The sequence below is a fragment of the Shewanella sp. SP2S2-4 genome, assembly GCF_031932025.1.
Taxonomy (GTDB): domain Bacteria; phylum Pseudomonadota; class Gammaproteobacteria; order Enterobacterales; family Shewanellaceae; genus Shewanella; species Shewanella baltica.
Window position 1 is genome coordinate 108373 of the sequence record NZ_JAUOER010000002.1, and the last position, 20324, is coordinate 128696.

Annotated in this window: 18 protein-coding genes and 1 pseudogene; 6 read left to right on the forward strand and 13 right to left on the reverse strand. The window is 46.3% G+C overall.

Features of this window, described 5'->3' with window-relative positions:
• Nucleotide 1 precedes the first annotated feature (1 nt).
• Nucleotides 2-2260: an ABC transporter permease subunit gene (locus Q4Q54_RS02355; RefSeq protein ID WP_311987564.1), complete on the reverse strand. Its 2259-nt coding sequence runs from the start codon at nucleotides 2258-2260 to the stop codon at nucleotides 2-4.
• Between the two features lie 200 nt (nucleotides 2261-2460).
• Between Q4Q54_RS02355 and Q4Q54_RS02360 the strand changes: the two genes are divergently transcribed.
• Complete coding sequence (locus Q4Q54_RS02360) at nucleotides 2461-2961, forward strand: glycine cleavage system protein R (protein WP_259520947.1); 501 nt, start codon at nucleotides 2461-2463, stop codon at nucleotides 2959-2961.
• 130 nt (nucleotides 2962-3091) lie between these two features.
• On the opposite strand, the pseudogene Q4Q54_RS02365 reads toward Q4Q54_RS02360, so the two are convergent.
• Together Q4Q54_RS02365 and Q4Q54_RS02370 are read right to left on the reverse strand one after the other, a co-directional pair.
• Nucleotides 3092-3977, reverse strand: a pseudogene (locus Q4Q54_RS02365) (DMT family transporter).
• Between the two features lie 100 nt (nucleotides 3978-4077).
• A complete protein-coding gene (locus Q4Q54_RS02370; protein ID WP_311987566.1) occupies nucleotides 4078-5238 on the reverse strand; it encodes an alpha/beta hydrolase-fold protein in 1161 nt (386 codons plus the stop codon).
• Nucleotides 5239-5495: 257 nt separating this feature from the next.
• Between Q4Q54_RS02370 and Q4Q54_RS02375 the strand changes: the two genes are divergently transcribed.
• Together Q4Q54_RS02375 and Q4Q54_RS02380 are read left to right on the forward strand one after the other, a co-directional pair.
• Nucleotides 5496-6317, forward strand: coding sequence for a DUF2797 domain-containing protein (locus Q4Q54_RS02375; protein ID WP_220592523.1), 822 nt, complete (start codon nucleotides 5496-5498; stop codon nucleotides 6315-6317).
• Nucleotides 6318-6546: 229 nt separating this feature from the next.
• Nucleotides 6547-7116: a hypothetical protein gene (locus Q4Q54_RS02380; RefSeq protein ID WP_220777318.1), complete on the forward strand. Its 570-nt coding sequence runs from the start codon at nucleotides 6547-6549 to the stop codon at nucleotides 7114-7116.
• A gap of 111 nt (nucleotides 7117-7227) precedes the next feature.
• On the opposite strand, the gene Q4Q54_RS02385 is transcribed toward Q4Q54_RS02380, so the two are convergent.
• Both Q4Q54_RS02385 and Q4Q54_RS02390 read right to left on the reverse strand, forming a co-directional pair.
• Complete coding sequence (locus tag Q4Q54_RS02385; RefSeq protein ID WP_311987568.1) at nucleotides 7228-7623, reverse strand: VOC family protein; 396 nt, start codon at nucleotides 7621-7623, stop codon at nucleotides 7228-7230.
• Nucleotides 7624-7858: 235 nt separating this feature from the next.
• A complete protein-coding gene (locus Q4Q54_RS02390; RefSeq protein WP_220777320.1) occupies nucleotides 7859-8461 on the reverse strand; it encodes a DUF4136 domain-containing protein in 603 nt (200 codons plus the stop codon).
• A gap of 302 nt (nucleotides 8462-8763) precedes the next feature.
• Between Q4Q54_RS02390 and Q4Q54_RS02395 the strand changes: the two genes are divergently transcribed.
• The 3 genes from Q4Q54_RS02395 (at nucleotide 8764) to Q4Q54_RS02405 (ending at nucleotide 11356) form a co-directional block, all read left to right on the forward strand.
• Nucleotides 8764-9357, forward strand: a complete 594-nt coding sequence (locus Q4Q54_RS02395; RefSeq protein ID WP_012088771.1) for a LysE family translocator — start codon at nucleotides 8764-8766, stop codon at nucleotides 9355-9357.
• 27 nt (nucleotides 9358-9384) lie between these two features.
• Nucleotides 9385-9936 carry a DUF1415 domain-containing protein gene (locus Q4Q54_RS02400; protein WP_311987570.1) on the forward strand — a complete coding sequence of 184 codons (552 nt, stop codon included), beginning with the start codon at nucleotides 9385-9387 and terminating at the stop codon, nucleotides 9934-9936.
• Nucleotides 9937-10354: 418 nt separating this feature from the next.
• Nucleotides 10355-11356: a hypothetical protein gene (locus Q4Q54_RS02405; protein ID WP_311889203.1), complete on the forward strand. Its 1002-nt coding sequence runs from the start codon at nucleotides 10355-10357 to the stop codon at nucleotides 11354-11356.
• A gap of 19 nt (nucleotides 11357-11375) precedes the next feature.
• On the opposite strand, the gene Q4Q54_RS02410 is transcribed toward Q4Q54_RS02405, so the two are convergent.
• The 8 genes from Q4Q54_RS02410 to Q4Q54_RS02445 form a co-directional block, all read right to left on the reverse strand.
• Nucleotides 11376-12899 (reverse strand): winged helix-turn-helix domain-containing protein, encoded by a 1524-nt coding sequence (locus tag Q4Q54_RS02410; RefSeq protein WP_259563266.1) that lies wholly within the window; start codon nucleotides 12897-12899, stop codon nucleotides 11376-11378.
• 466 nt (nucleotides 12900-13365) lie between these two features.
• Nucleotides 13366-13893 (reverse strand): DUF4303 domain-containing protein, encoded by a 528-nt coding sequence (locus tag Q4Q54_RS02415; RefSeq protein WP_259563265.1) that lies wholly within the window; start codon nucleotides 13891-13893, stop codon nucleotides 13366-13368.
• 122 nt (nucleotides 13894-14015) lie between these two features.
• Nucleotides 14016-14489, reverse strand: coding sequence for a RhsIA family immunity protein (locus Q4Q54_RS02420; protein ID WP_259563264.1), 474 nt, complete (start codon nucleotides 14487-14489; stop codon nucleotides 14016-14018).
• A 185-nt stretch (nucleotides 14490-14674) separates the two neighbouring features.
• Entirely contained in the window at nucleotides 14675-15961 is a 1287-nt protein-coding gene (locus Q4Q54_RS02425) for an acetyl-CoA hydrolase/transferase C-terminal domain-containing protein (RefSeq protein WP_311987573.1), read from the reverse strand.
• 279 nt (nucleotides 15962-16240) lie between these two features.
• Nucleotides 16241-17017 (reverse strand): signal peptidase I, encoded by a 777-nt coding sequence (gene lepB / locus Q4Q54_RS02430; RefSeq protein WP_311987575.1) that lies wholly within the window; start codon nucleotides 17015-17017, stop codon nucleotides 16241-16243.
• 304 nt (nucleotides 17018-17321) lie between these two features.
• Entirely contained in the window at nucleotides 17322-18443 is a 1122-nt protein-coding gene (locus tag Q4Q54_RS02435; protein ID WP_311987576.1) for an ABC transporter permease, read from the reverse strand.
• Nucleotides 18433-19389 (reverse strand): ABC transporter ATP-binding protein, encoded by a 957-nt coding sequence (locus Q4Q54_RS02440; protein ID WP_311987578.1) that lies wholly within the window; start codon nucleotides 19387-19389, stop codon nucleotides 18433-18435. Before Q4Q54_RS02440 ends, Q4Q54_RS02435 begins: the two co-directional genes overlap by 11 nt.
• A complete protein-coding gene (locus tag Q4Q54_RS02445) occupies nucleotides 19386-20324 on the reverse strand; it encodes an HlyD family secretion protein (protein ID WP_409438275.1) in 939 nt (312 codons plus the stop codon). Before Q4Q54_RS02445 ends, Q4Q54_RS02440 begins: the two co-directional genes overlap by 4 nt.

Consider the following 20324-nt stretch of genomic DNA (forward strand, 5'->3'; position numbering starts at 1 on the left):
GTTACAGCGAGCTATAGCGTTCACGTAGACGCTGTCTCACCACTTCTGCAATGGTGTTAAAGAAGAATGTAAAGATGAATAGTACGAACGCCGCGAGGAAGAGCACGCGGTAATGCGAACTACCGATTGCCGACTCAGGCATTTCAACCGCAATGTTTGCTGCCAAGGTTCGCATCCCTTCAAACACGCTCCATTCCATAATCGCAGTGTTACCTGTGGCCATCAGTACTATCATGGTCTCGCCCACAGCGCGGCCTAGGCCCATCATGATGGCCGAGAAAATACCCGGACTTGCAGTTAACAACACCACGCGTGTTAGTGTCTGCCAAGGCGTCGCACCTAAGGCTAAACTGCCGTTCGATAAATGACGTGGCACAGAGAAAATCGCATCTTCCGCGATAGAGAAAATCGTTGGAATAACCGCAAAGCCCATGGCTATACCGACTACCAGCGCGTTACGTTGGTCGAAGGTAATGCCCAGTTCATTAGTGATAAATTGACGGGTATTACCATCAAACAGCGCCACTTCGATGATAGGGCTGATGGCAAAAGAGAACCAACCCACGAAACAGACCACAGGGATCAACATCAGCTCTTGGTACACTTCGGGTAAACGTTGTTTCCAAGCTGCAGGTAACTGACTCCAGCCATAGGCCGATGCGAGAATAGAGGTTGGCAAGAGGATCAATAAGATCAGGATGCCGGGAAGATGTTCTTCGATCAGCGGCGCTAACCACAGACCCGCCAAGAAACCTAAGATAACCGTCGGTAAGGCTTCCATGATTTCGATGGTCGGTTTAACGAAACCGCGCACCTTAGGCGACATAAAGTAAGCAGTGTAAATCGCACCAGCAATGGCTAAAGGCACGGCAAACAACATGGCATAGAATGCCGCTTTCATCGTACCGTAGGCCAATGGCATTAAGCTCAGCTTAGCTTCGAAATCGTCAGAACCCGAGGTTGATTGCCACACGTATTTAGGCTCTGGATAACCTTCGTACCACACCTTGTCCCACATAGCGCTCCATGACACTTCTGGGTGAGAGTTTTCCACACTGAAGATATGCAGCTTTTTATCCGCTTCAACGACTATGCCGTTTGAGCGTGGGGTAAAGCCCATTTTACCTGGGTTTTTAAGGTCGAATTTTTCATCAAACAGTTCACGATGACTCGTAGTGTAGAGCAATGTCAGCTCGCCCTCTGGGCTCACAGTTGCAAAACTCTTACGGTAGAATTCGGAAGTAATAGACTCAATAGGCGGTAAGTCATCAAACTGGCGAATTTCCTGATATAAACGCCCTTTTGGACCACTAACTTGGAAGTACTGAGCCACAATACCTGTGTCGTAGCTGACCAGTAATGAACTCGCCCCAGCCAGCAAAGCCACATTATTCACTTGGGCTTTAGCCCGTTCAACATCAATCACCTGCAACAAATCTAGGCTGTCAATATCACGGATGTCATACACGAAGATTTTATTGCCGGTTTGCAACATCAATTGACGTTGGTCTGGCGTCATCAGCTCATGGGAGACTTTCTTCGGCGCATCTTGAATTTGTGAGGTAGTAGAAACCCACTCCACTTCTTCAGTCATCATGTTCTCTTGCCCTTCGAGGCGAGTCAGACGCCAAATGCCGTTCTCATCTTGATAGGCAAAACTCATTTTGTCTGAACTATAGCTGAAGGTCAGTTTATTAATCGCCCCACCCGTTTCATTAATGGTGATCGGGGTTTCGCCTGCGGGATAACGCAGTTTAGGCGTGATTAAACGCTTGTTGTTTGGGTAACTCAAACCAAACTCTAAGCCAGCCACTAGCACCTGACCATTACTTAATCCCAGCGCAAAACGCTGTTCGCTCGGCACGGCAACGGCGGCACTGGTCACAGTCACGCCCGCTGGTAATGGCGGTGTAAAGCTAGAAAGTAAGTTACCGTCGGCAACGGTATAAAAGTCCACTTGGCCATCAACAGCCACACGGTACATCACCTCATTTTGCTCTTCAGCGCCCACCATTAATGTCGGAACATCCGCGTGTTGATAGCTCACCGTCTTCACAGGTGTGACATCAGCACTATCGAAAATAGGTTTAATCACATACAACAGATAAAAGAAGATCAACAATAAGGCGACAAACACCATAGTGCCGCCGATAGTGACGCCGATTTGCGCCGCTTTATCCTTAAATGCCCTGCGATTCGAGCGTCCGCCTTTAAGCATACTGTGCGATGCAGAACCAGGTTGAGTGACCTGACTTTCCATTAAGAACCTCTATTATTAATAGCCAGCGAGTTTTTTCGCTAGGATTTGCCGAGTGCTATGCTTACACTGTTTGAACGTAAACTGAGCAATAACAACATCCTTTATTCTAAGTGCGTTGGATTATATGACGCAAAGATGACAGTTGTGTTACACCCCGTTTTAAAACAGGTGCCTTTTACAAAAAATAGGAGTCAGTCACTATGCTACGATATTTGATCACACTACAAGCACCTGATAGAAAAGGATTAGTAGAACAAATCGCCCATGCGGTGAGCCGTCACGGCGGCAACTGGCTCGACTCGGAATTGCGCCATATCGACGGTATCTTTGCCGCTATTCTGTTACTTGAAGTGCCTTCACTGCGTATGGATGAGCTTATTGAGGCGCTGGAGTGCATCGATAGCCTCACCCTCACCTACGCCAAAACCTCGGTCGCGCTTAAACCCATCAAACGCCTAAGCTACAACCTAGTGGCCTATGACAGACCCGGACTCGTGCTCGATATCTCAAATAAGATCAACGCCCTTGGCATCAATATCGAGCAGTTTAGTAGCCAATATGAAACCGCTGGCCACACAGGTATAGCCCTGTTTCGGGCGACTATCGGCCTTGGACTCACAGATCTCGCCCAAGAAGATCAACTAGTAACATCCCTCTATGCCCTGGGTGATGATCTCGTGCTCGATAGATTAAGCCGTTAACCTTTACGACGAGCGAACGCTTTGCACGCCCACACATTTAGATCGTGCATTTACAGGCAGCACTTAAAGCGCTTTTTAAAAAGTGCATAAAATAGAAACGCCGCTAAGCAGATGCCAGCGGCGTTTTTGTTTAAGTCACTTTTTGATGCCGAGATTTGACTAAGTAACGCAGCGGCACTTGGGAGATCAGCATCCCCAGCAACATCAAGCCACAGCCGAATAATGCCCGCACACTCAAACTCTCATCGAGGAAAATAATGCCGCCAATGGCCGCAAATACGGTTTCTAAACTGAGGATAATCGCCGCATGGGCAGGATGCGCATTTTTCTGCGCCAACACTTGCAAGGTATAAGCAATTCCCACCGAAATCAGCCCAGCATAGAAAAGTGAACCCCAAGCCGCCGTCACGCCATCGAGCGTGGTGACTTCAATTACCGCCGACACCATCAAACTCAGCACGCCGCAGACAAAAAACTGCATCATGGCTAACACCACGGGCGAAATCCGCTTGGCAAAATGATCCACCGCCAGAATGTGCAATGCCCAAAAAAAGGCGCCCACCAACTGCAAGGCATCGCCATAACCTATACTCATGCCATCTTTAACGCTTAAAAAATACAAACCGACTGCGGCAATCGCGCAGCCAAGCCAAGTATTCAAGCCTGTTGTATGTTTTAGCGCTAACCCAAGCACAGGCACTAACACTATATAGGCCAGTGATAAAACCAGCGTTCGCTGCTGTGGTGTATTGCAAACCGACCTGTTGAAATGACGCGCCCGCAAACAGTAAAACTCCGACCAGCAAACTGCCGCGCACTAAATCCTTAGGCGCACTCACATGCAGCTTATTTTGCCGACGCAAGTACCACACCAAAGGCACTAAACTAAACGTCCCCATTAAAAAGCGAATACCATTAAACGCAAAGGGGGAAAGATGTTCCATGCCTAAGGTTTGGGCAACAAATCCAAAGCCCCAAATCGCGGCGGCAAGCAGTAATAACAGGTTGGCAGGCAAGATAAATTCTCAGTAATCAAAAAGATCACAAGATTACCTAGCGGCGTGAGACTTGTCCAAACATGTTGCAACTTTGTAGTCAACCCCTCTCTTGGAGCGGTTACTTTTTCGCTTGCGACTGCAAGTGTTTAGCTTGACTGAGGATCTCATTTAAAAACACGGAATCCGTTTGTTTTGCCAGTAACACGGCTTTGTCGGAGGCTTTAATCGCCTGCTCAAGCTGCCCATCCAGATCATAGGCGGTCGCTAAACTGTCCCAAAGCACCTCTGAATTGGGGAACATGCGCGTCCCTTCTTCAAGAATTTCAACGCCCCAAGCCGTTTTTTGTTCATAAGTGGCTTTGAGTCCATAAACATTATATTGCTGAGCAAAGAGTGGAAATTCATAGCCAAACTCAGCGCTCTTTTGTCGATAGAAGTGTTTTATGTCCTTGAGTGGCATAACGGCAATTTCAGGCACAGCATTCCAACCGGCAAAAAGGGTCTTTAACGCCTCAATATTGCCAACAAGCGGTGTACTGTCGTGGGTTTCATCGGGGAAGTGTTTGTAAAACCAATGCAGTTGCTTTGATGCGTTACCCGTGCCCGATGGGTTTGGGTCTAAGCTGTCTTGCAACTGCTTAATTTGCGCCGCAAACGCGCTTGCCATTTCATTGGGTTCACTTGCCATACTCAAAAACCAGCGTAGTGGTTTTGCACGCTTAGCGTGTAATAACTCGGTCGACTTAAGCACTAGCCAATCACTGTCCCACCATAAACTGGGACTGATTGAAATCACCGCATCAAATTGGCTATTAGGCGTCAAGGCCACATAACTCGTAAACAGCCCAGCTAAGGAATGGCCCGTAAGTATTTGATAATCCGAGGTGCGGTATTTTTTGCCTAATTCGCTGAGTAGCTCTTGCTCTAAAAATTGCCTGAACTGTTCAGCATCACCGGAGTTGTCTTTAAATTTAGCGATTTGAGTCGGCGTGAAATACTTCATCCGTTGATTCGAACTCACGCCAACGGTGATCATTTCCGGAATGATGGCATAAGTACTTAAAAAACCGACATTCGCCGCCACATGCTCAAATTGGGTAGAGCCATCTAATACGATTAATACCGGATAGTTAAAATCGTTGGAATGCGCATAGGTATCTGGCAAATGGATTTGTAAGTTGATGTCATCATTCAAGATTTCGGAATGAATTACCGTCTTATCCGTCTGTGCGAAGACAGCCGTTGAAAAGAAAAACATCAGCACTAAAACCAACCGCATAAGTACACCTCCATTTGTAATGCTGGGTAACTTACTGGTTTTCATCATAAGACTCAAATCATTACCCTCAAAAAGTCTGATTGAGATGATGGAGTTGAGTACAGTTTACAAAGACTCACTTATCGAGAATTCCTATCTAAACTGGCTTGGATAATCTTGTATACTAACGGCCACGCAATGACGATATAACGAAAGCGTGCACTAGACCGCATGATGAGCGACTAAGCTGCACCAGAACGCAACACATTAGGATTACCATGTTAGGAACGCTAAAGAAGATGCGCGTACAGTTAGATGACGCGCAACAAGTGCAATATCAACTCGTTGTCGGTGATGAGTTACTCCCGCTCAATCCATTGATAGGCAAGCAATTAACCTTGACCCACACGGGCAATATCTTCTGCTGCAACTGCGGTAAAAAGAGCAAGAAGAGTTACTCGCAGGGCCATTGTTTTGTCTGTATGCAAAAACTCGCCAGTTGCGATATGTGCATCATGAAGCCGGAAACCTGCCATTACGACCAAGGTACTTGCCGCGAGCCAGAGTGGGCCCAGAGCCACTGTTTTGTGCCACATTATGTGTATTTGGCGAATACTTCGGGCGTTAAAGTCGGCATTACCCGCCACACGCAACTGCCTACCCGCTGGATTGACCAAGGTGCCACCCAAGGTTTGCCGATTTTTAAAGTGTCAACAAGGCAACTCTCAGGCTTAGTAGAAGTAGAATTGGCCAAACTGGTGAACGATAAAACCCATTGGCAAGCGATGCTCAAGGGCCACGCCGATGATATCGATTTAAATGCTAAAGCTGCAGAACTTATCCCGCAAATTGAGGCTAAGTTGCACGAAATCGGCATGCAAAAAGGCGATTACAGTATCGAGCGTTTAGATGAAACGATTCAGTCAATTCACTATCCCATCGACACCTTTCCGAAAAAGATCACTTCCCACAACTTCGATAAAAATGAGGTGGTAAGCGGGATTTTACAGGGGATTAAAGGTCAGTATCTGATCTTCGATACCGGTGTGATTAACATTCGTAAATTCACTGCCTATGAAGTGAGCGTGGAGCTAATATAACTTCATTTTTATTCAATTCAGTGTGTTGCTATCTGTCATGGTTATCAACACACTGATAGCGAAACCTCGGCATGCTCATGCTGAAGCATTGAAACTGTGCCAGAGCATAGGTTAATTGATTGCCGCCGTCTCGTTATTACCCCGAGGAACTCGAGCCTTGCCTCCGTATGGATGAAAGTGGCGCTTGGCTTCCCCAAAGTAAAAAACATCTTTATATGGAATATTTTTGATGAAACAAGGACCTCAACATTTTATCCGTCGCTGTGCATTCCAACAAAAATTACGTAGTAAGCAATCTGGAATATTTTTGCTCTTGATAATCCCGCTGATAATAGCAAGCGGTCCTTGGAAGGAACTGACTGCATCGCTTTCGACAGAACCATGGGATATAGGATTTACAATTGTTGTCGTTTTAGCCGTTGTGGTGGCATTTTTCTTCGTCTTCATGATCATTTCTGAATCGATAAGACTAGGCAAAGCCGCTAAAAATGAACAAAGGAAATTAGCCGAAGCGGGGCCAGATGGCTATTACATTGATATCTATCAAGAAGGCCTCATTTTTCATGTTTACGATGCCGAATTTCATCTTTTTGAGATGAAGCAGCAGTTTGTCCCTTTGGATGACATTGCCAGTACAAAATACTCAAAACGCAGAGGCATACGTAGCTTCACGATCAACTTTGCCCACATTTCCGGCCAAGTGTCGTTCACGCCTAGGGAAATAAATGTGGATGATTTTGATTTTATAAAGGAATTTCTTGAGACTCATATTTCCAACCGAGGGAATAAGCCAGCTTAAGATAGGCTGGTTAATTAAACATAGGCGCGCTGCCTTGCGTACAGCTTAGGTCTCACGCAATGCGCGCTATTATTGGACAAGCTTGGTTTAGAGGAATGTGAAGAGAATGCACTAACCTTGCGCTTCCATGTAGACAAGTTCCCAGATATGTCCATCGGGATCTTCAAACGCATGGCCATACATAAATCCTTGATCTTGCGCTTGACGATAGGCTTTGCCGCCATGCTGCTCGGCAAGCTTAACCAAGTGATCGACACGTTCCCGACTGTCGCAGTCTAGGCAATTGAGCACTTCTGTCGTGGTATGAGCATCCGCAATCACCTTATCGGTAAAACCAGAGAAAAAAGGCTTAGCCAGCAGCATCACATAAATATTGTCCGCAATGACGACGCAGGCAGCCTGCTCATTGCTGTATTGCTCATTGATGCCAAAACCAAGACCTGAGTAGAAAGCGCGTGAATCCTGAACGCTCTCGACTGCCAAATTAACAAAGATGCTTTGCGCCATAATAATCTCCCTTTATAAGTGCTAACCGGACGTCAGACTAAGTCCTATAAACAGGACGGTAAATCGTCCTGTTTATGCTTGTTACAGCCTAAACTATGATCACTAAAATCTCACGATACTAAGCGTAATTCGGATAAAAGCTAAAAACCCTATCGCTCATTTCCTCCCTAAAAGAACAAAGCGAGTATCTCACTCGCCTTATGATTGCGCCTAGTTGACGGCATTATTGCACCGCTTATTGCACCGCATGGGTAACGGGCAGCGCTGACAACATTTCATCGATTAAACCATCGAAACGGGTTTTGACTTCATCCATATCCTTAATGTTGGCAAAGCCTTGGGCAAGGACTCGCCATACCATTTCAGAAGATTGCCCCACGATCGCTGTCGGCTTAAAAAGGCTAATGAGTACTGAACCCTTATCGTATTTTTTAGGATCCACCCCTTGGTTTGACAGACCCGGCACTAAGCCTGCAGCGGCCAATATCTGCTCGTCAGACATTTGTGTACCCATGGCAACCCCAAAACCTACTTGGAAGTCAGCGAGTTGCGTATCTTCTACCCAGCGATACCCTTTCGTCAGTAGCACCTTTTTAAGGGTATCCTGCATATGTTGCTGGACTTGCTGTTTATCGAGCCTAGGATCAACAAAGATTTTCTGTAAAGTGGGATGCCAACTGTAGGTCATGGCGCTCGGCGGTAATTGGCTCAAATCCCCCGAAGTCACGACTGTGGTTCGCAACACCTGCGAATCCTCCACACTCACACAGGCCGTCAACACGGCCAAACTGATGGTTAAAAGCGTCAATAAACGCCCAATTTTCTGTGGTAAATACATGCTCTTTCCCTTATTGCGATTTTTACAGCTTAAGGATAGTTGCTATTTCTCAGACTGAAAGTCTATATGCATCATGGTGTTAAATCGTGCTTATTGACAAGGACTACGGTAAGACAATCACCCCGGTCCAATTCGTTATGATTTGTTACTTATAAAGCCCACCCTGCGTATAGGCGCGGTTCCGTTTACCCGCTAGAATGCTTCGCTTAACGTCAGTGATAGTCATACTTCGGCACGTAAATTCGAGGTAGATTTTCCTATCATAATGCCAAAAACAACAACAAAAGGTGTGAGATCTATCCATGGAGTTAATACTCGCTATCGCGCTATTCGCCTTCTCATCGGGGATCACCCCAGGGCCGAACAACATAATGCTGATGACCTCAGGGGTTAACTTTGGCGTGAAACGCAGTATTCCGCATCTGCTGGGAATAAGCCTTGGCTTCCCAACCATGATCCTCGCAATTGGCTTAGGCTTAAGCGCGCTCTTCCAAAGCTATCCTATCATCCATCAAGTGATTAAAGTCGTCGGCATAGGTTACCTTTTGTATCTGTCTTGGCTTATCGCCAACAGCAGTAGCAAGATGGAAGGCAAAGCCATTGCCAAACCCTTTAGTTTTATTCAAGCCGCAGCGTTTCAATGGGTGAATCCTAAGGGCTGGATCATGGCGGTGGGCGCAATTGCAACATTCACGTCCGTGCAGCAAGATTTAACTCCGCAAGTGATTACTATCGCAACGGTATTTTTATGTGTCGCCTTCCCCTGCGCCATTGTGTGGCTCGGTTTTGGCGTGGCCCTTAAGCGCATTTTAAAAAATGAGCGCCAACAGAAGATCTTCAATATCACTATGGCAGTCTTGCTTGTGGCGTCTATCATCCCTATGATCGCCCCCTAATTTTTGTCAGCACGAGCCACGACCACCATGAACGAAATCGACATGATCATTGAACAAACCGACAACTGGGTCAAAAAAGTGATCATGAAATACAATATTTGCCCCTTCGCCAGACAAGAAGTCGAGCGCGGCAGTATTCGGTATCTGGTGGTGGAACAAACCAAAGTCAAACTCGTGCTTAAGGCATTGATTGAAGAGTGCCAATACCTCGACGCCCACCCCGAAGCCGAAACCACACTGTTTATTCTGCCCCGAGGTTTTGAGGGTTTTTATGCCTATCTCGACCTCGTAGACATGGCAACCGATACGCTTATCGAACACGAGTACGAAGGCACATATCAACTCGCCACCTTCCACCCAGACTATTGTTTCGATGGCGAACCACAGGACGGGGCTGCCAACTTCACCAACCGCGCGCCCTATCCAACCCTACACATCATCCGCGAAGCCAGCATGGAGTTAGCCCTTGCTAACTACAACGATCCCGAAACCATCCCAGAACGTAACATCGCTTTTTGCGAACGCAAAGGCAGCGACTTTTTCGTCAAACTGTTAGCAGAGTGCATGGGGAAATCCTAGCGCAAATTGCTGGTCTCACGCTTTCAGGCATTCCACAATATTAACCTTACGCTTCGAACTATGGCTTCATTGCTATTGGATAAATGCTGCAATTGCTATCGATAAGCCAAGCTAATGAGGCGCAGTCAATCCAGTGACTCGCCATAAAAATGCTGCTATGAGCGTGATTGCGGCATCCGTTGTATAGAGAAGTATCGATATCACGAGCACATCATTGCAAAATCACGCCTGTTCAAAAATTAATTTTTACTATTAAAAATCAATAAATTAAATAAAAATTAAGATTAAATTATTATTTAATTCACTTTTGTTTTTTGACCTCCTTTATACCGATACCTAAATTACGCCGCAGTTGTAACGGTTGTCGTTACTTAATTTAAGTTAAGGCTAGCTTAGCCATTATTGTTAAGGGTGTTTTATGTTGCGTTGTGTATTACTCGTTGCTGCGTTAAGTTCAGTGTTGATGGGATGTGGTGGTTCAAGCACAGACAACAGTACAAAACCCAAGCCCGATGAGAATGGCGGCACTAAAGCCAAAAGTAGATATGCTGAAGGGATCTATTTGCTCAGCTTGGCACAAGACGAAGGCGATTTTATTCGTGGTAACGACGGTTATAGCCAATATGTAGGTGTTGGCTTTGCACTCGACCTCTATCCTTCTCAGCAAGAGTTGCAAGCCAGTGTAAAGCAAGTCGGAAAAACTACAGCAGACTGGTATAACATCAATGCAAAAGCAAACCAATTAAGCGCATTTGACAATAATATCAAAGTTAACTTTTGTAGCCGCGATGGACTAGGTAAGTGCACTATCGAGCAATCCAGTATTGAGCGTGGCGATACTTGGTTAACTCCGCTATCGAATGCTCATAGAGCACAATTGCAAGCCAATCAATTTGCCGACAATATCGAACCGCTGTTCACCGATAAAGGATTTACGATGCGTGTTAACGATAACCCACAGTTATCGGCACTATTAATCCAAGTCAAAGCAAGACCTTTAACCGCGGCATTGATGACAAGCTTACTGCCAAGTCAGTGGGAAACGCCCTCTGCTTATGGCAGTCCACTAGACTATGATATGTACAAGTTTACCCGTGATGGTTCAGCTCCCGTGCAATTGACTGCATCAATGACTGATGCGCAAGGTAATCCACAATGTATCGCAGTGGGGGCGGTAAGTGCAAAGCAGGGACTTATTATGCATTTTGATTTAAAAATCAATGATTCAGAAAGTGTACCTTGTCAGCAATACCTACAACAACAAGGTGCGAGTGCAGAGTTAGTGCGTGCAATTATTTCTAATCAAACTATCAAGATAGGCTTTATTGAGGATGCCAAAGGCGAGGATATTATGGCCATCAATCACCTTGCTGGTGCCCATCCAGTCGGTGGTGCAGGGTTACTGACAAAGCAGCATTAATTAGAGTTTAAAGGTCGCTTCATTGCGACCTTTTTGCAGAGGCTTTAGGAAGATATGGGGCGGCTGTATCACAATAATTAGCAAACATTGCCCAAGAATGGATGTCAGCGGTAAGCGCTTTGTCTTGGAATAACACGCCCCACACACCTAAACATTGACTCGTGAGTTTCTCGCGGGACAACTGCTCAAAAACCGTTTTTGACGGTACGACTAAAGACAAAGAGACTAATGATTTAAGGTAGTAATAACGGAAAAGTTCAGGTTTATCATCTTTAAGGGCAATATTTGACAACACTAAATAAATAAATGCGTTGTCGATTTGATTATTGAAGTGCCCCTTCAACAAGCGTTCACGTGCGCGTTTATGATTTCCAATTCTAAAATCAAGCAGACCCAGCCAAATTTCAGTTTCTTCACTCGGGAAAGGAAACAACTTGTCGATACGATTGAGCCAAGTTTGTATTTGATCAGACTTGAGCTCTGGGTCAAGCAACAGTCGTCTGGCAAGATAATTGGCCTGAAACATACTGGGGTTATCAGCATCTAGCTGTTGCGCTAAAGTTTGATTGATAAAGGTATGAGTTTGCTCTGTATTGGCAGAGGCTATGACTGGCAACTTAAAATAATCAATCAAATCATCAGTGATCTTTTGTATATCTTGGTCGAGTGAGCCAGTAGAGAGAATATACTCACCGCGATACGTTTGCTTTTCGCTGCTGTGGTACACCAACTCAACCCGTGCAGTAAGCTGATCGGATGTAGGAGCTTTGTCGAGTCGCAAATTAAGTTTGTAGTCCGAAAATAAGGTGTTGCCATCGCCAGGCCAATATTCACTATCATTGAGCGGGCTTAAAAAATAGGTTGGATCATCCTGATTAAGCACATTGATATAGGGGTAAGCGACGAGTTGTGAAAGTAACGCGGTTTTGATCGCTGTAACATAAGGACTGGCAGCACTATTGGTGACATGAATTCGGTTTAGCACCAATTCAACCACAGCAATAGTGATATGAGCATCCTGTCGTGTTGTTGCGGTGAGCGGATTAACAGGCGCTATTATAGGTAATTTTTGCGACTGTTGATAGATAAAAAAGCCCGCAATCATCAGCAGACCCATATAAACCAAATGAATCATTATCTTTGATTGAACAGGTTTCGATGGTGCTATCAGATCAGCTGCGCTGTCGATTAAAGTAACTCGCGTCGCATTGAGGTAGTAACCCTTTTTAGGATAAGTCACTAATAATTTAGTTGCATCCAGTTCAGGCGAGCTCTCTTTAAAAATGGCACGTAGCGTACTAATTCGATTAGTCAGGACATTTTTAGAAATATAATTGCTCTGCCAAACCCGACTGATAATGTCTTCTGCCGCAATCGGAGTACCTGTTTGCTGTAAAAAGACTTCAAGCAGTTCTATGCTTCGAGGTTCTAATTCAATTTCTTGAGCATTTTTGCTCAATTGGCGAGAGGCTGGATCATATACAAGTTCATCGATTGCGATGGTACATTGACGGGCTTTTGCTTGGGCTAACATATCAGCCATAAATCAGGTACCTATCGTATTTTGGTGTTGATGGATGCGAGGTGATAAAAGTTGTCGAAGCACATGCTCCTCAAAGTGCAACGCCTACATCAAGTATGTCTTCTAAGGATGCGATACATTGATGCCATTCTCCAATCGATTTGTTTGCTAAGCGAGATTTAATATCAAACATAAAAACCTATAATATCAATAAAATACAAAATCATCTCGAAGAAAACGCGGTATTTTCATCATGAAGAGTGTAGTAGTCAACTAAATTTAATAAAGCTGCGGTGCTATTTTGTATAGCTTAGGTAGATTGAAATGCCCTCGCAATACCCAATTAACCTATGTTGAATAGATTTAAGTGATGATTGTTAACCGTGTAGGGCTTGAACAAAGTCATCGGAGAATCTGTGCAATTGGATATCATGACCGACGAATAAAAGCATAAGATATTGATTTTAATTTTTTTTAAATTTAATAACTATAAAAATCTATCAGCCAGCATATCAGCAACATCTTCATCATGGTCGATACTAAAGGCCATAAAACCATCGATTTTAGGGATCGCTTGATAGACTTCAGTTTGGGTAAACTGCACTAGGCATTCGTTAAACACTGCGCGTATTTGCCGTGCTATCTCCTCCCACTCACTAAAGTCATCCTCGGGTAAGCTCTGTTGAATCGTCTGCAACTCATCCTCTGAAAGCAGGTAACATGTACTAAAACATTGATACTCCCAGTCACCTGTATTGAATTTAAGTTCTTGGATGGCCTCAGGGCTTTGGTATGACTCAGCCCATTTCCCAGACTGGTAATAGGCCAATCGCTGCTGAAAATCTGCCTCGGTATTAAAACAAAGATTTAATTCTGCGTATTCGGCATGGGTGTCAAAAGCAAAGGCATGAAAGGTTTTATCAGGATGAGCTAATAAAAATTGCTCAACCTCAACCGTTGTAAACCGCAATGTCTCGGCTTTGATTCGAGCAATAAGAGCATTATCTAATGGCATAAAGATGTTCCATTTATACAATATTTTTTGTGTCTCAGTGCATCACTTAAATTAAACCGACGTTACTAAACTCAATGCTTTAGTCATTTTTTACTGACGTCAAGCATTGAGATTAAGCTGAATTAAAGGATTTGTACGCTCCATTTCTCATTGCCATAGCGACGATTTTTATAGCTATCGATACGCCATTCATCGGCTTTTTTGAGAGCAATAAACAAATACTCATCTTCGAAGTTAGTGTTGGTTTTAATATAGATTTCGGCTCTGCTTTTATTTTTTAAAGTAATTTGCACTTCAAGAGGATGATCGCAACCATTAAATTTTGAAGGAAACCCGAAGGAATTACGCACTTTTCCGCCGTAAACACGGGGCTTATCGGTACAAAAATCGTCAAATAATGGCGCTATTTGCTCACTCAGTAAAGCAAACCAATCGGTTTGCTTCGCATAATGGAATTCAGCCACTGGCAATTCCTGCCGTAGCTTATCTTCTTCGGCAGTTCTTTCGGTATAGAGGGTATTTTCGATACTGTTCCAGCGCGTACAAAAAGATAACACCCTCTCTGTTAAATATGCTTTTAATTCAATCTCATCCATTTAAATTATTGACTCCTTTATTTATAAGTCTGTCGGTCAAACCCGCCAAGAGTTTATACCATATCGGGACAGACGAATGACTCTTTACCGCGATTAAACGACGTATTAAAACCAACCCTTTACGCTCAAACGAGCTTGCACCACTGCAAACTCGGCAGCAAGCCATAACACCAAGATTTACAATGCTATAGATTTAATCCCCACACCTCGAAGGCATCACGACTCAGTTGCTCCCTAAAATCTGGGTGAGCGATGGCGATCAACGCTTGTGCCCGTTCGCGCAGTGAACGACCGCGTAGATTGGCAGCGCCGTATTCTGTCACAATATAATGCACATGGGCCCGAGTGGTAACGACACCCGCGCCAGGTGATAACACGCTTGCGATGCGAGAAATTGTGCCGCCCGCAGCCGTGCTGGGCAGCGCAATTACAGAGCGCCCACCTTCGGATAATCCTGCGCCGCGGATGAAATCCATCTGGCCGCCGACGCCGGAATAGATTTTAGTGCCAATCGAATCGGCGCACACTTGGCCAGAAAGGTCGACCTGCAGCGCAGAGTTAATTGCCATCACATTAGGGTTTTTACGGATAATGGACGTGTCGTTGACTTGCTCTATATCCATAAAGATAACCGCAGGATTATCATCAACATAGTCGTATAATTTTTGACTACCCAAGGCAAAACCTGTGACCAGTTTCCCCGGATAAAATCGCTTCTTGCTGTTGTTAATCACGCCCTTTTCAACCAGTTGTAATATGCCGTCAGAAAATAGCTCAGTGTGAACGCCCAAATCCTTATGGTCGGTTAAGCAAGATAAAACGGCATCGGGGATTGCGCCTATGCCCATCTGCAGGCAATCGCCATCGCGTACCAATTGGGCGACATTTTTGCCAATCGCCAGACTCACGGCATCGCCCGTACCAAAAGAATGGATCGGCAAGGCCGCACTTTCTTCATACACAGCGGCAAAACGGTCGATATGGATAAACCCATCGCCGTGGGTACGTGGCATTTGTGGATTAATATGGGCGATGATCTTGCCCGCCACTTGGCAGGCTGCGAGCGTGGCTTCAACCGAAATGCCTAAGGAACACATGCCGTGCTTATCGGGCGGCGAGACTTGGATAATAGCAGTATCAATTTTTTGCTCGCCGGAGCGAAATAACTTAGGCACTTCCGACAGGAAAATCGGCACGTAATCCGCATCACCACTTTGCAATAATGCTCGCGTCGGCACGCCACCGAAGAAACAGCGATGGCGTAAATGTCCCTGTAAACTCGGATGGCTTAAGGATTCAGCGCCCTCTGTATGTAACTGTAATAAGGTAAGATTGTCTTTAGTGAGTGCGTGCTGCGCCAACGCATCGAGTAAGATACGCGGCGTGGCGCCCATGGAATGCGTCCACAGCGTCTCGCCACTTTGAATTAATGCAACGGCTTCGAGCGCGCTATGACAAATGATTGCAGGCATAATGAATTCCCCTCCCTAAGCATGATGGCGGCAATGGCCCTAGCGGTAGTGTAAGGGATATCCTAATTAAGCAATATCGATTTCAATGGCTTAGCGCGACTGTTTATCTATAGTTTGCGCTATATCAAACTCTGGATTATTAATTGGATCTCAAAATACACATTCAACCTATTTTGGCACTAGAGGTTAATAAAGCCTCTGGCTAAAATGCTTTGCAACAGTTTGATTAGGGATAACACCAATAAGCCCGTATTAGGTTATCCCCATCAGCACTCAGCCTTACCAAATATATATCACTTTACCAATAATCAAGTCTTGAGGAATAAACCCAAAATATCGACTATCTAAGCTATTGTCTCTGTTATCACCTAAGACGAAATACTGACCAGCGGGAACTAACCATTCACCCCTTAATGTGTTTTCCTGCACATAATAGCGATCAACCAGTTCTTTCTGATGGCGGAGTAATAATACCTGATAGTGAATGTTATCCAGCGACTCTTGGTAAACGGCTTGAGTCTCAGTGCTCAACTCGGGTAATAAATTTTTATCGATACGTTCGTATTGTGAGTCCAATTCTGCACACGCTTCCCTCGATACATCACAGGCTTTCTGCACAAAAATGGTTTTATCACGATAGATAATCCTATCGCCGGGTAAACCAATGACACGTTTAACATAGTCAATTTTCGGGTTTGCAGGGTATTGAAATACCAATATATCCCCTCTTGCGGGTGTGACCGATGGCGTCGACTTAGCCAGTTGAAAACCTAGATATCGATAGTTACCAAAACCATATTTGCTCACCAACACATGATTGCCGGGCGCTAACGTCGGCTTCATGGAAGAGGCCGGAATACTAAAAGGCTCAAAGAAAAAACCTCGTAACACAATCTGCGGCAACATCATCAAAGCGTAACTTGCTAACACTATCCACCAACGAGCATACCAGCGGCGGGGTTGAGTAATATCGTAACGATGGGCGATCATAAACCCGTGAATGGGACAAATAACAATAAATAACCAAGAGAGGTAAATATGTTGAAGCCAAGCCATATTCCCCGATTTAAATGGGAAATAATTTGAGTGTAAAAATACATCCACGGCCGCTATAATCAGCGCAACAATACAATATCGAATAAAATATTTAAATTGATTAACGTATAAAAATACAAACGGCTGAAAAAATATACCTAATAATACTGCGAGCCAAGTTTTTGGCTTCCATTGAATATCCAATTGAACTCCGTTTCACCCTAGATTTGGAAAACGGCATCATAATTCACAGCCCAAGCTAGCACAACCTCATTCCCAGTCGCTGATAGCCTGTCATGCGGCTATCAGCATGCTGTTAACAATATTAATCTAGACGCTTAGAGAATCTCATACTGGCGATAAATAGCCCGACACAGGTAAAACCTATCATCCACAGGGCATCAAATTGCAGATCCATCACTTGAGCATCGCGTAGCACTATGGCCCGTGACATGCGCATAAAGTGGGTTGCGGGTAAGGCTTCGGCAATCCACTGCGCCGCGATGGGCATGGCCTCATAGGGGAACATAAACCCCGACAAGAGAATCGATGGCAGCAGGATAAATACCGTCATTTGCATCGATTGCAACTGGGTTTTCGCTATGGTCGAAATCACTAATCCTAGAGTTAAACTAGCGCAAATGAACAACATAGCGGCAAGGGCGATGGAATCAAGCCCGCCACGAATCGGCACATCAAACAACAAATGCCCTGCGCTCAGGATAATGGTCACTTGCACAAAGCCGACGATCACATAGGGCACGATTTTACCCAGCATCAACTCCAGCGGCCGTACTGGCGTAGTGATCAAAAACTCCATATTGCCCTGCTCGCGCTCACGCACTATGGCGGCGGAGGTGAACATCACCATGGTCATAGTCAAAATCACCCCCAGCAGGCCGGGCACTATATTGACCACAGAGCGTTGCTCAGGATTAAAATATTGCACCACTTCAAAACTCGGCATCACGGCTTTTTGCGCTCTCCCTGCGACTTCATCCAGCGGCATTTGCCTAAGGCTACGAATGGTTGAGGCGACAACCGTATCAGAACCGTCCACCAGCCATTGCCCTACTGGCTGAGCTAAATATTGCTGACCCGCAAAGCTTGGGTGACGCACTAAGCGCTCATCGAGATCGGCGGGCAAATACAGCACAGCTTTAACTTCGCCGCGAGTGATCGCCGCCTCTGCCTCGGCCGCACTTAAATAACGCTGTTTGAAATCCACCACCTGCGTCGCTTCCACCGCCTGCACCAATGAGCGGCTGTAAGCAGAATCGCTCAAATTCACCAGCCCCGCGGGCAGATGGCGCGCATCGGTATTGATGGCATAACCAAACAACATCAATTGCACCAGCGGGATCATGACTATCATGCCAAAGGTCATACGATCCCGTGATAATTGCCGCAGCTCTTTGACGACAATTGCAAAAATTCTACGCCACATGGTCAGTTGCTCCCTTGGACACCCCAGCCAAACGCTCGCCGGTGCAAGTGACAAACACATCTTCTAGGCTAGCGCGCACTTCTTCCATCGTCCGGCTGGCAACCCGAGGTTTAAGCCAAGCGAGCGGATCTTCAATATCGCTGCGCACTAACACCCGTAAACGACTGCCGATTTGCGCCGCCGATAATACGGCAGACTCGCTGATCAATGATTGCTTTAAATTGCGTAAATCATCCCCTGAAATTTCAACCACCCGAGCGCCCATCGCCGCCATCAGCTGCTGGGGTGAACCGTCGGCGCGTTTTATCCCCCGCTCTAAAATCGCCAGACCGTGGCAACGCTCGGCTTCATCCATATAGTGAGTCGACACAAGAATCGTGGTGCCTTGGGCGCAGAGATCGAATAAGCGCTCCCAAAACTCGCGCCGATTCTCGGGGTCGACCGCCGAGGTCGGCTCGTCGAGAAATAACAATTCGGGGTGATGCAAGGTCGCCGCCGCTAAGGCCAAACGCTGCTTCTGGCCGCCACTCATGGAGCCCGCCATTTGTTTTTCACGGCCGACTAAATCGTATAGTGTGACTAACTCGGCTATCCGCAGCTTTGAGGCTCGGCGGTTCAAACCATAAATTTGCGCGACAAATTCTAAGTTTTCCCGCACCGAAAGATTGTCGTACAGGGAGAATTTTTGCGTCATATAGCCGATGCGGCGACGCAGTTTTTCCTCGGCGCCGGGTAAGGTTTCACCCAAGACGCGGATTTCCCCCGACGTTGGGCTCAGCAGCCCAGTCAACATGCGAATTGAAGTGGACTTTCCGCAGCCATTGGGGCCAAGAAATCCATAAATAGTGCCCTTGGGAATGGCGAGATCGAGGTTTTCCACCGCATTGACGCCGCCAAAGGCGCGGGTCATGCCTTGGGTCTCGATAGCAAAATCGGTGTGGCTCATGGCAGCTCCACGGCTAATGCCATGCCCGTCGGCAAATCCTGACCTTCGGCAGAAATAGTAATATCAGTCAGATACATCAACCGTGCTCGGTCACGTTCATTAAGCGCATAAAACGGCGTGTAAGCGGGTTGACTGCGGATATTGCGCACTGTACCAGCAATCGGCATTTCGCGGCCATCCACTCGGATATTGACCTTATCGCCCGCCTTCACTCTATCTAACCAAGTCGCGGGCAGATAAACCCGCACATAGGGATGCTCGCTCGCCAACAAACCAATCAACTGAGTACCCGCCGCAATGCGATCGCCTACTCGCCAAGGTAGGGTATCGACTACGGCGTCACGCGCCGCCACTAAGCTCAAGTCGGCTAAGGCTTTTTGTTCGATGGCGACACTGGCGCTGGCGGCGGCTACCGCTGCTTTGGCTTGTTCTAGCTGCTCACTACGGGTGCCATTTTCTAATAGGCGCAGGCTTTGCTCCGCCTCGGCTTGCTTGGCTAAACTGGTATCCCGCGCCGCACGGGCGGTATCTAAATCCGCTTGGCTCAGCACTTTAGTGGCATACAAACGGTTGGTACGCTCAAACGCACGCTGCGCTTCTTTCACGCTGGCATTCGCCCCATCGAGCACGGCCTTAGCGCGTTCTATATCCTCTAAACGCGCACCAGTCACAGCCTCAGACAGCTTAGCCTTGGCTTGTTCAAGCTCGGCTTGACGCAGGGCAAGGCGCGCATTGGCCGAGGTCGAATCGAGTGTGAGTAGCACTTCGCCCGCCTTAACCTGCTGACCTTCAACCACATTCACCCGAGTAATCAACTCACCCACGGGCGCGGTAAGCGTCAGCCTGTCACGCTCGACTGTGCCAAGGACGCTCGGCGGCGCTTCGCTGCAAGCCGCTAACTGCAGCAGCAAACAGCCTAAAACGACACCTGTCAT

What these genes read in the sequence shown, in the direction of transcription:
- Q4Q54_RS02395 (WP_012088771.1), top strand. Translation starts at nt 8,764, where the DNA reads ATGGAGTTAATACTCGCTATCGCGCTATTCGCCTTCTCATCGGGGATC.
- Q4Q54_RS02385 (WP_311987568.1), bottom strand. Translation starts at nt 7,623, where the DNA reads ATGGCGCAAAGCATCTTTGTTAATTTGGCAGTCGAGAGCGTTCAGGAT.
- Q4Q54_RS02445 (WP_409438275.1), bottom strand. Translation starts at nt 20,324, where the DNA reads ATGACAGGTGTCGTTTTAGGCTGTTTGCTGCTGCAGTTAGCGGCTTGC.
- Q4Q54_RS02405 (WP_311889203.1), top strand. Translation starts at nt 10,355, where the DNA reads ATGTTGCGTTGTGTATTACTCGTTGCTGCGTTAAGTTCAGTGTTGATG.
- Q4Q54_RS02390 (WP_220777320.1), bottom strand. Translation starts at nt 8,461, where the DNA reads ATGTATTTACCACAGAAAATTGGGCGTTTATTGACGCTTTTAACCATC.
- Q4Q54_RS02415 (WP_259563265.1), bottom strand. Translation starts at nt 13,893, where the DNA reads ATGCCATTAGATAATGCTCTTATTGCTCGAATCAAAGCCGAGACATTG.
- Q4Q54_RS02440 (WP_311987578.1), bottom strand. Translation starts at nt 19,389, where the DNA reads ATGAGCCACACCGATTTTGCTATCGAGACCCAAGGCATGACCCGCGCC.
- lepB (WP_311987575.1), bottom strand. Translation starts at nt 17,017, where the DNA reads ATGGCTTGGCTTCAACATATTTACCTCTCTTGGTTATTTATTGTTATT.
- Q4Q54_RS02420 (WP_259563264.1), bottom strand. Translation starts at nt 14,489, where the DNA reads ATGGATGAGATTGAATTAAAAGCATATTTAACAGAGAGGGTGTTATCT.
- Q4Q54_RS02425 (WP_311987573.1), bottom strand. Translation starts at nt 15,961, where the DNA reads ATGCCTGCAATCATTTGTCATAGCGCGCTCGAAGCCGTTGCATTAATT.
- Q4Q54_RS02360 (WP_259520947.1), top strand. Translation starts at nt 2,461, where the DNA reads ATGCTACGATATTTGATCACACTACAAGCACCTGATAGAAAAGGATTA.
- Q4Q54_RS02375 (WP_220592523.1), top strand. Translation starts at nt 5,496, where the DNA reads ATGTTAGGAACGCTAAAGAAGATGCGCGTACAGTTAGATGACGCGCAA.
- Q4Q54_RS02435 (WP_311987576.1), bottom strand. Translation starts at nt 18,443, where the DNA reads ATGTGGCGTAGAATTTTTGCAATTGTCGTCAAAGAGCTGCGGCAATTA.
- Q4Q54_RS02380 (WP_220777318.1), top strand. Translation starts at nt 6,547, where the DNA reads ATGAAACAAGGACCTCAACATTTTATCCGTCGCTGTGCATTCCAACAA.
- Q4Q54_RS02400 (WP_311987570.1), top strand. Translation starts at nt 9,385, where the DNA reads ATGAACGAAATCGACATGATCATTGAACAAACCGACAACTGGGTCAAA.
- Q4Q54_RS02370 (WP_311987566.1), bottom strand. Translation starts at nt 5,238, where the DNA reads ATGCGGTTGGTTTTAGTGCTGATGTTTTTCTTTTCAACGGCTGTCTTC.
- Q4Q54_RS02410 (WP_259563266.1), bottom strand. Translation starts at nt 12,899, where the DNA reads ATGGCTGATATGTTAGCCCAAGCAAAAGCCCGTCAATGTACCATCGCA.
- Q4Q54_RS02355 (WP_311987564.1), bottom strand. Translation starts at nt 2,260, where the DNA reads ATGGAAAGTCAGGTCACTCAACCTGGTTCTGCATCGCACAGTATGCTT.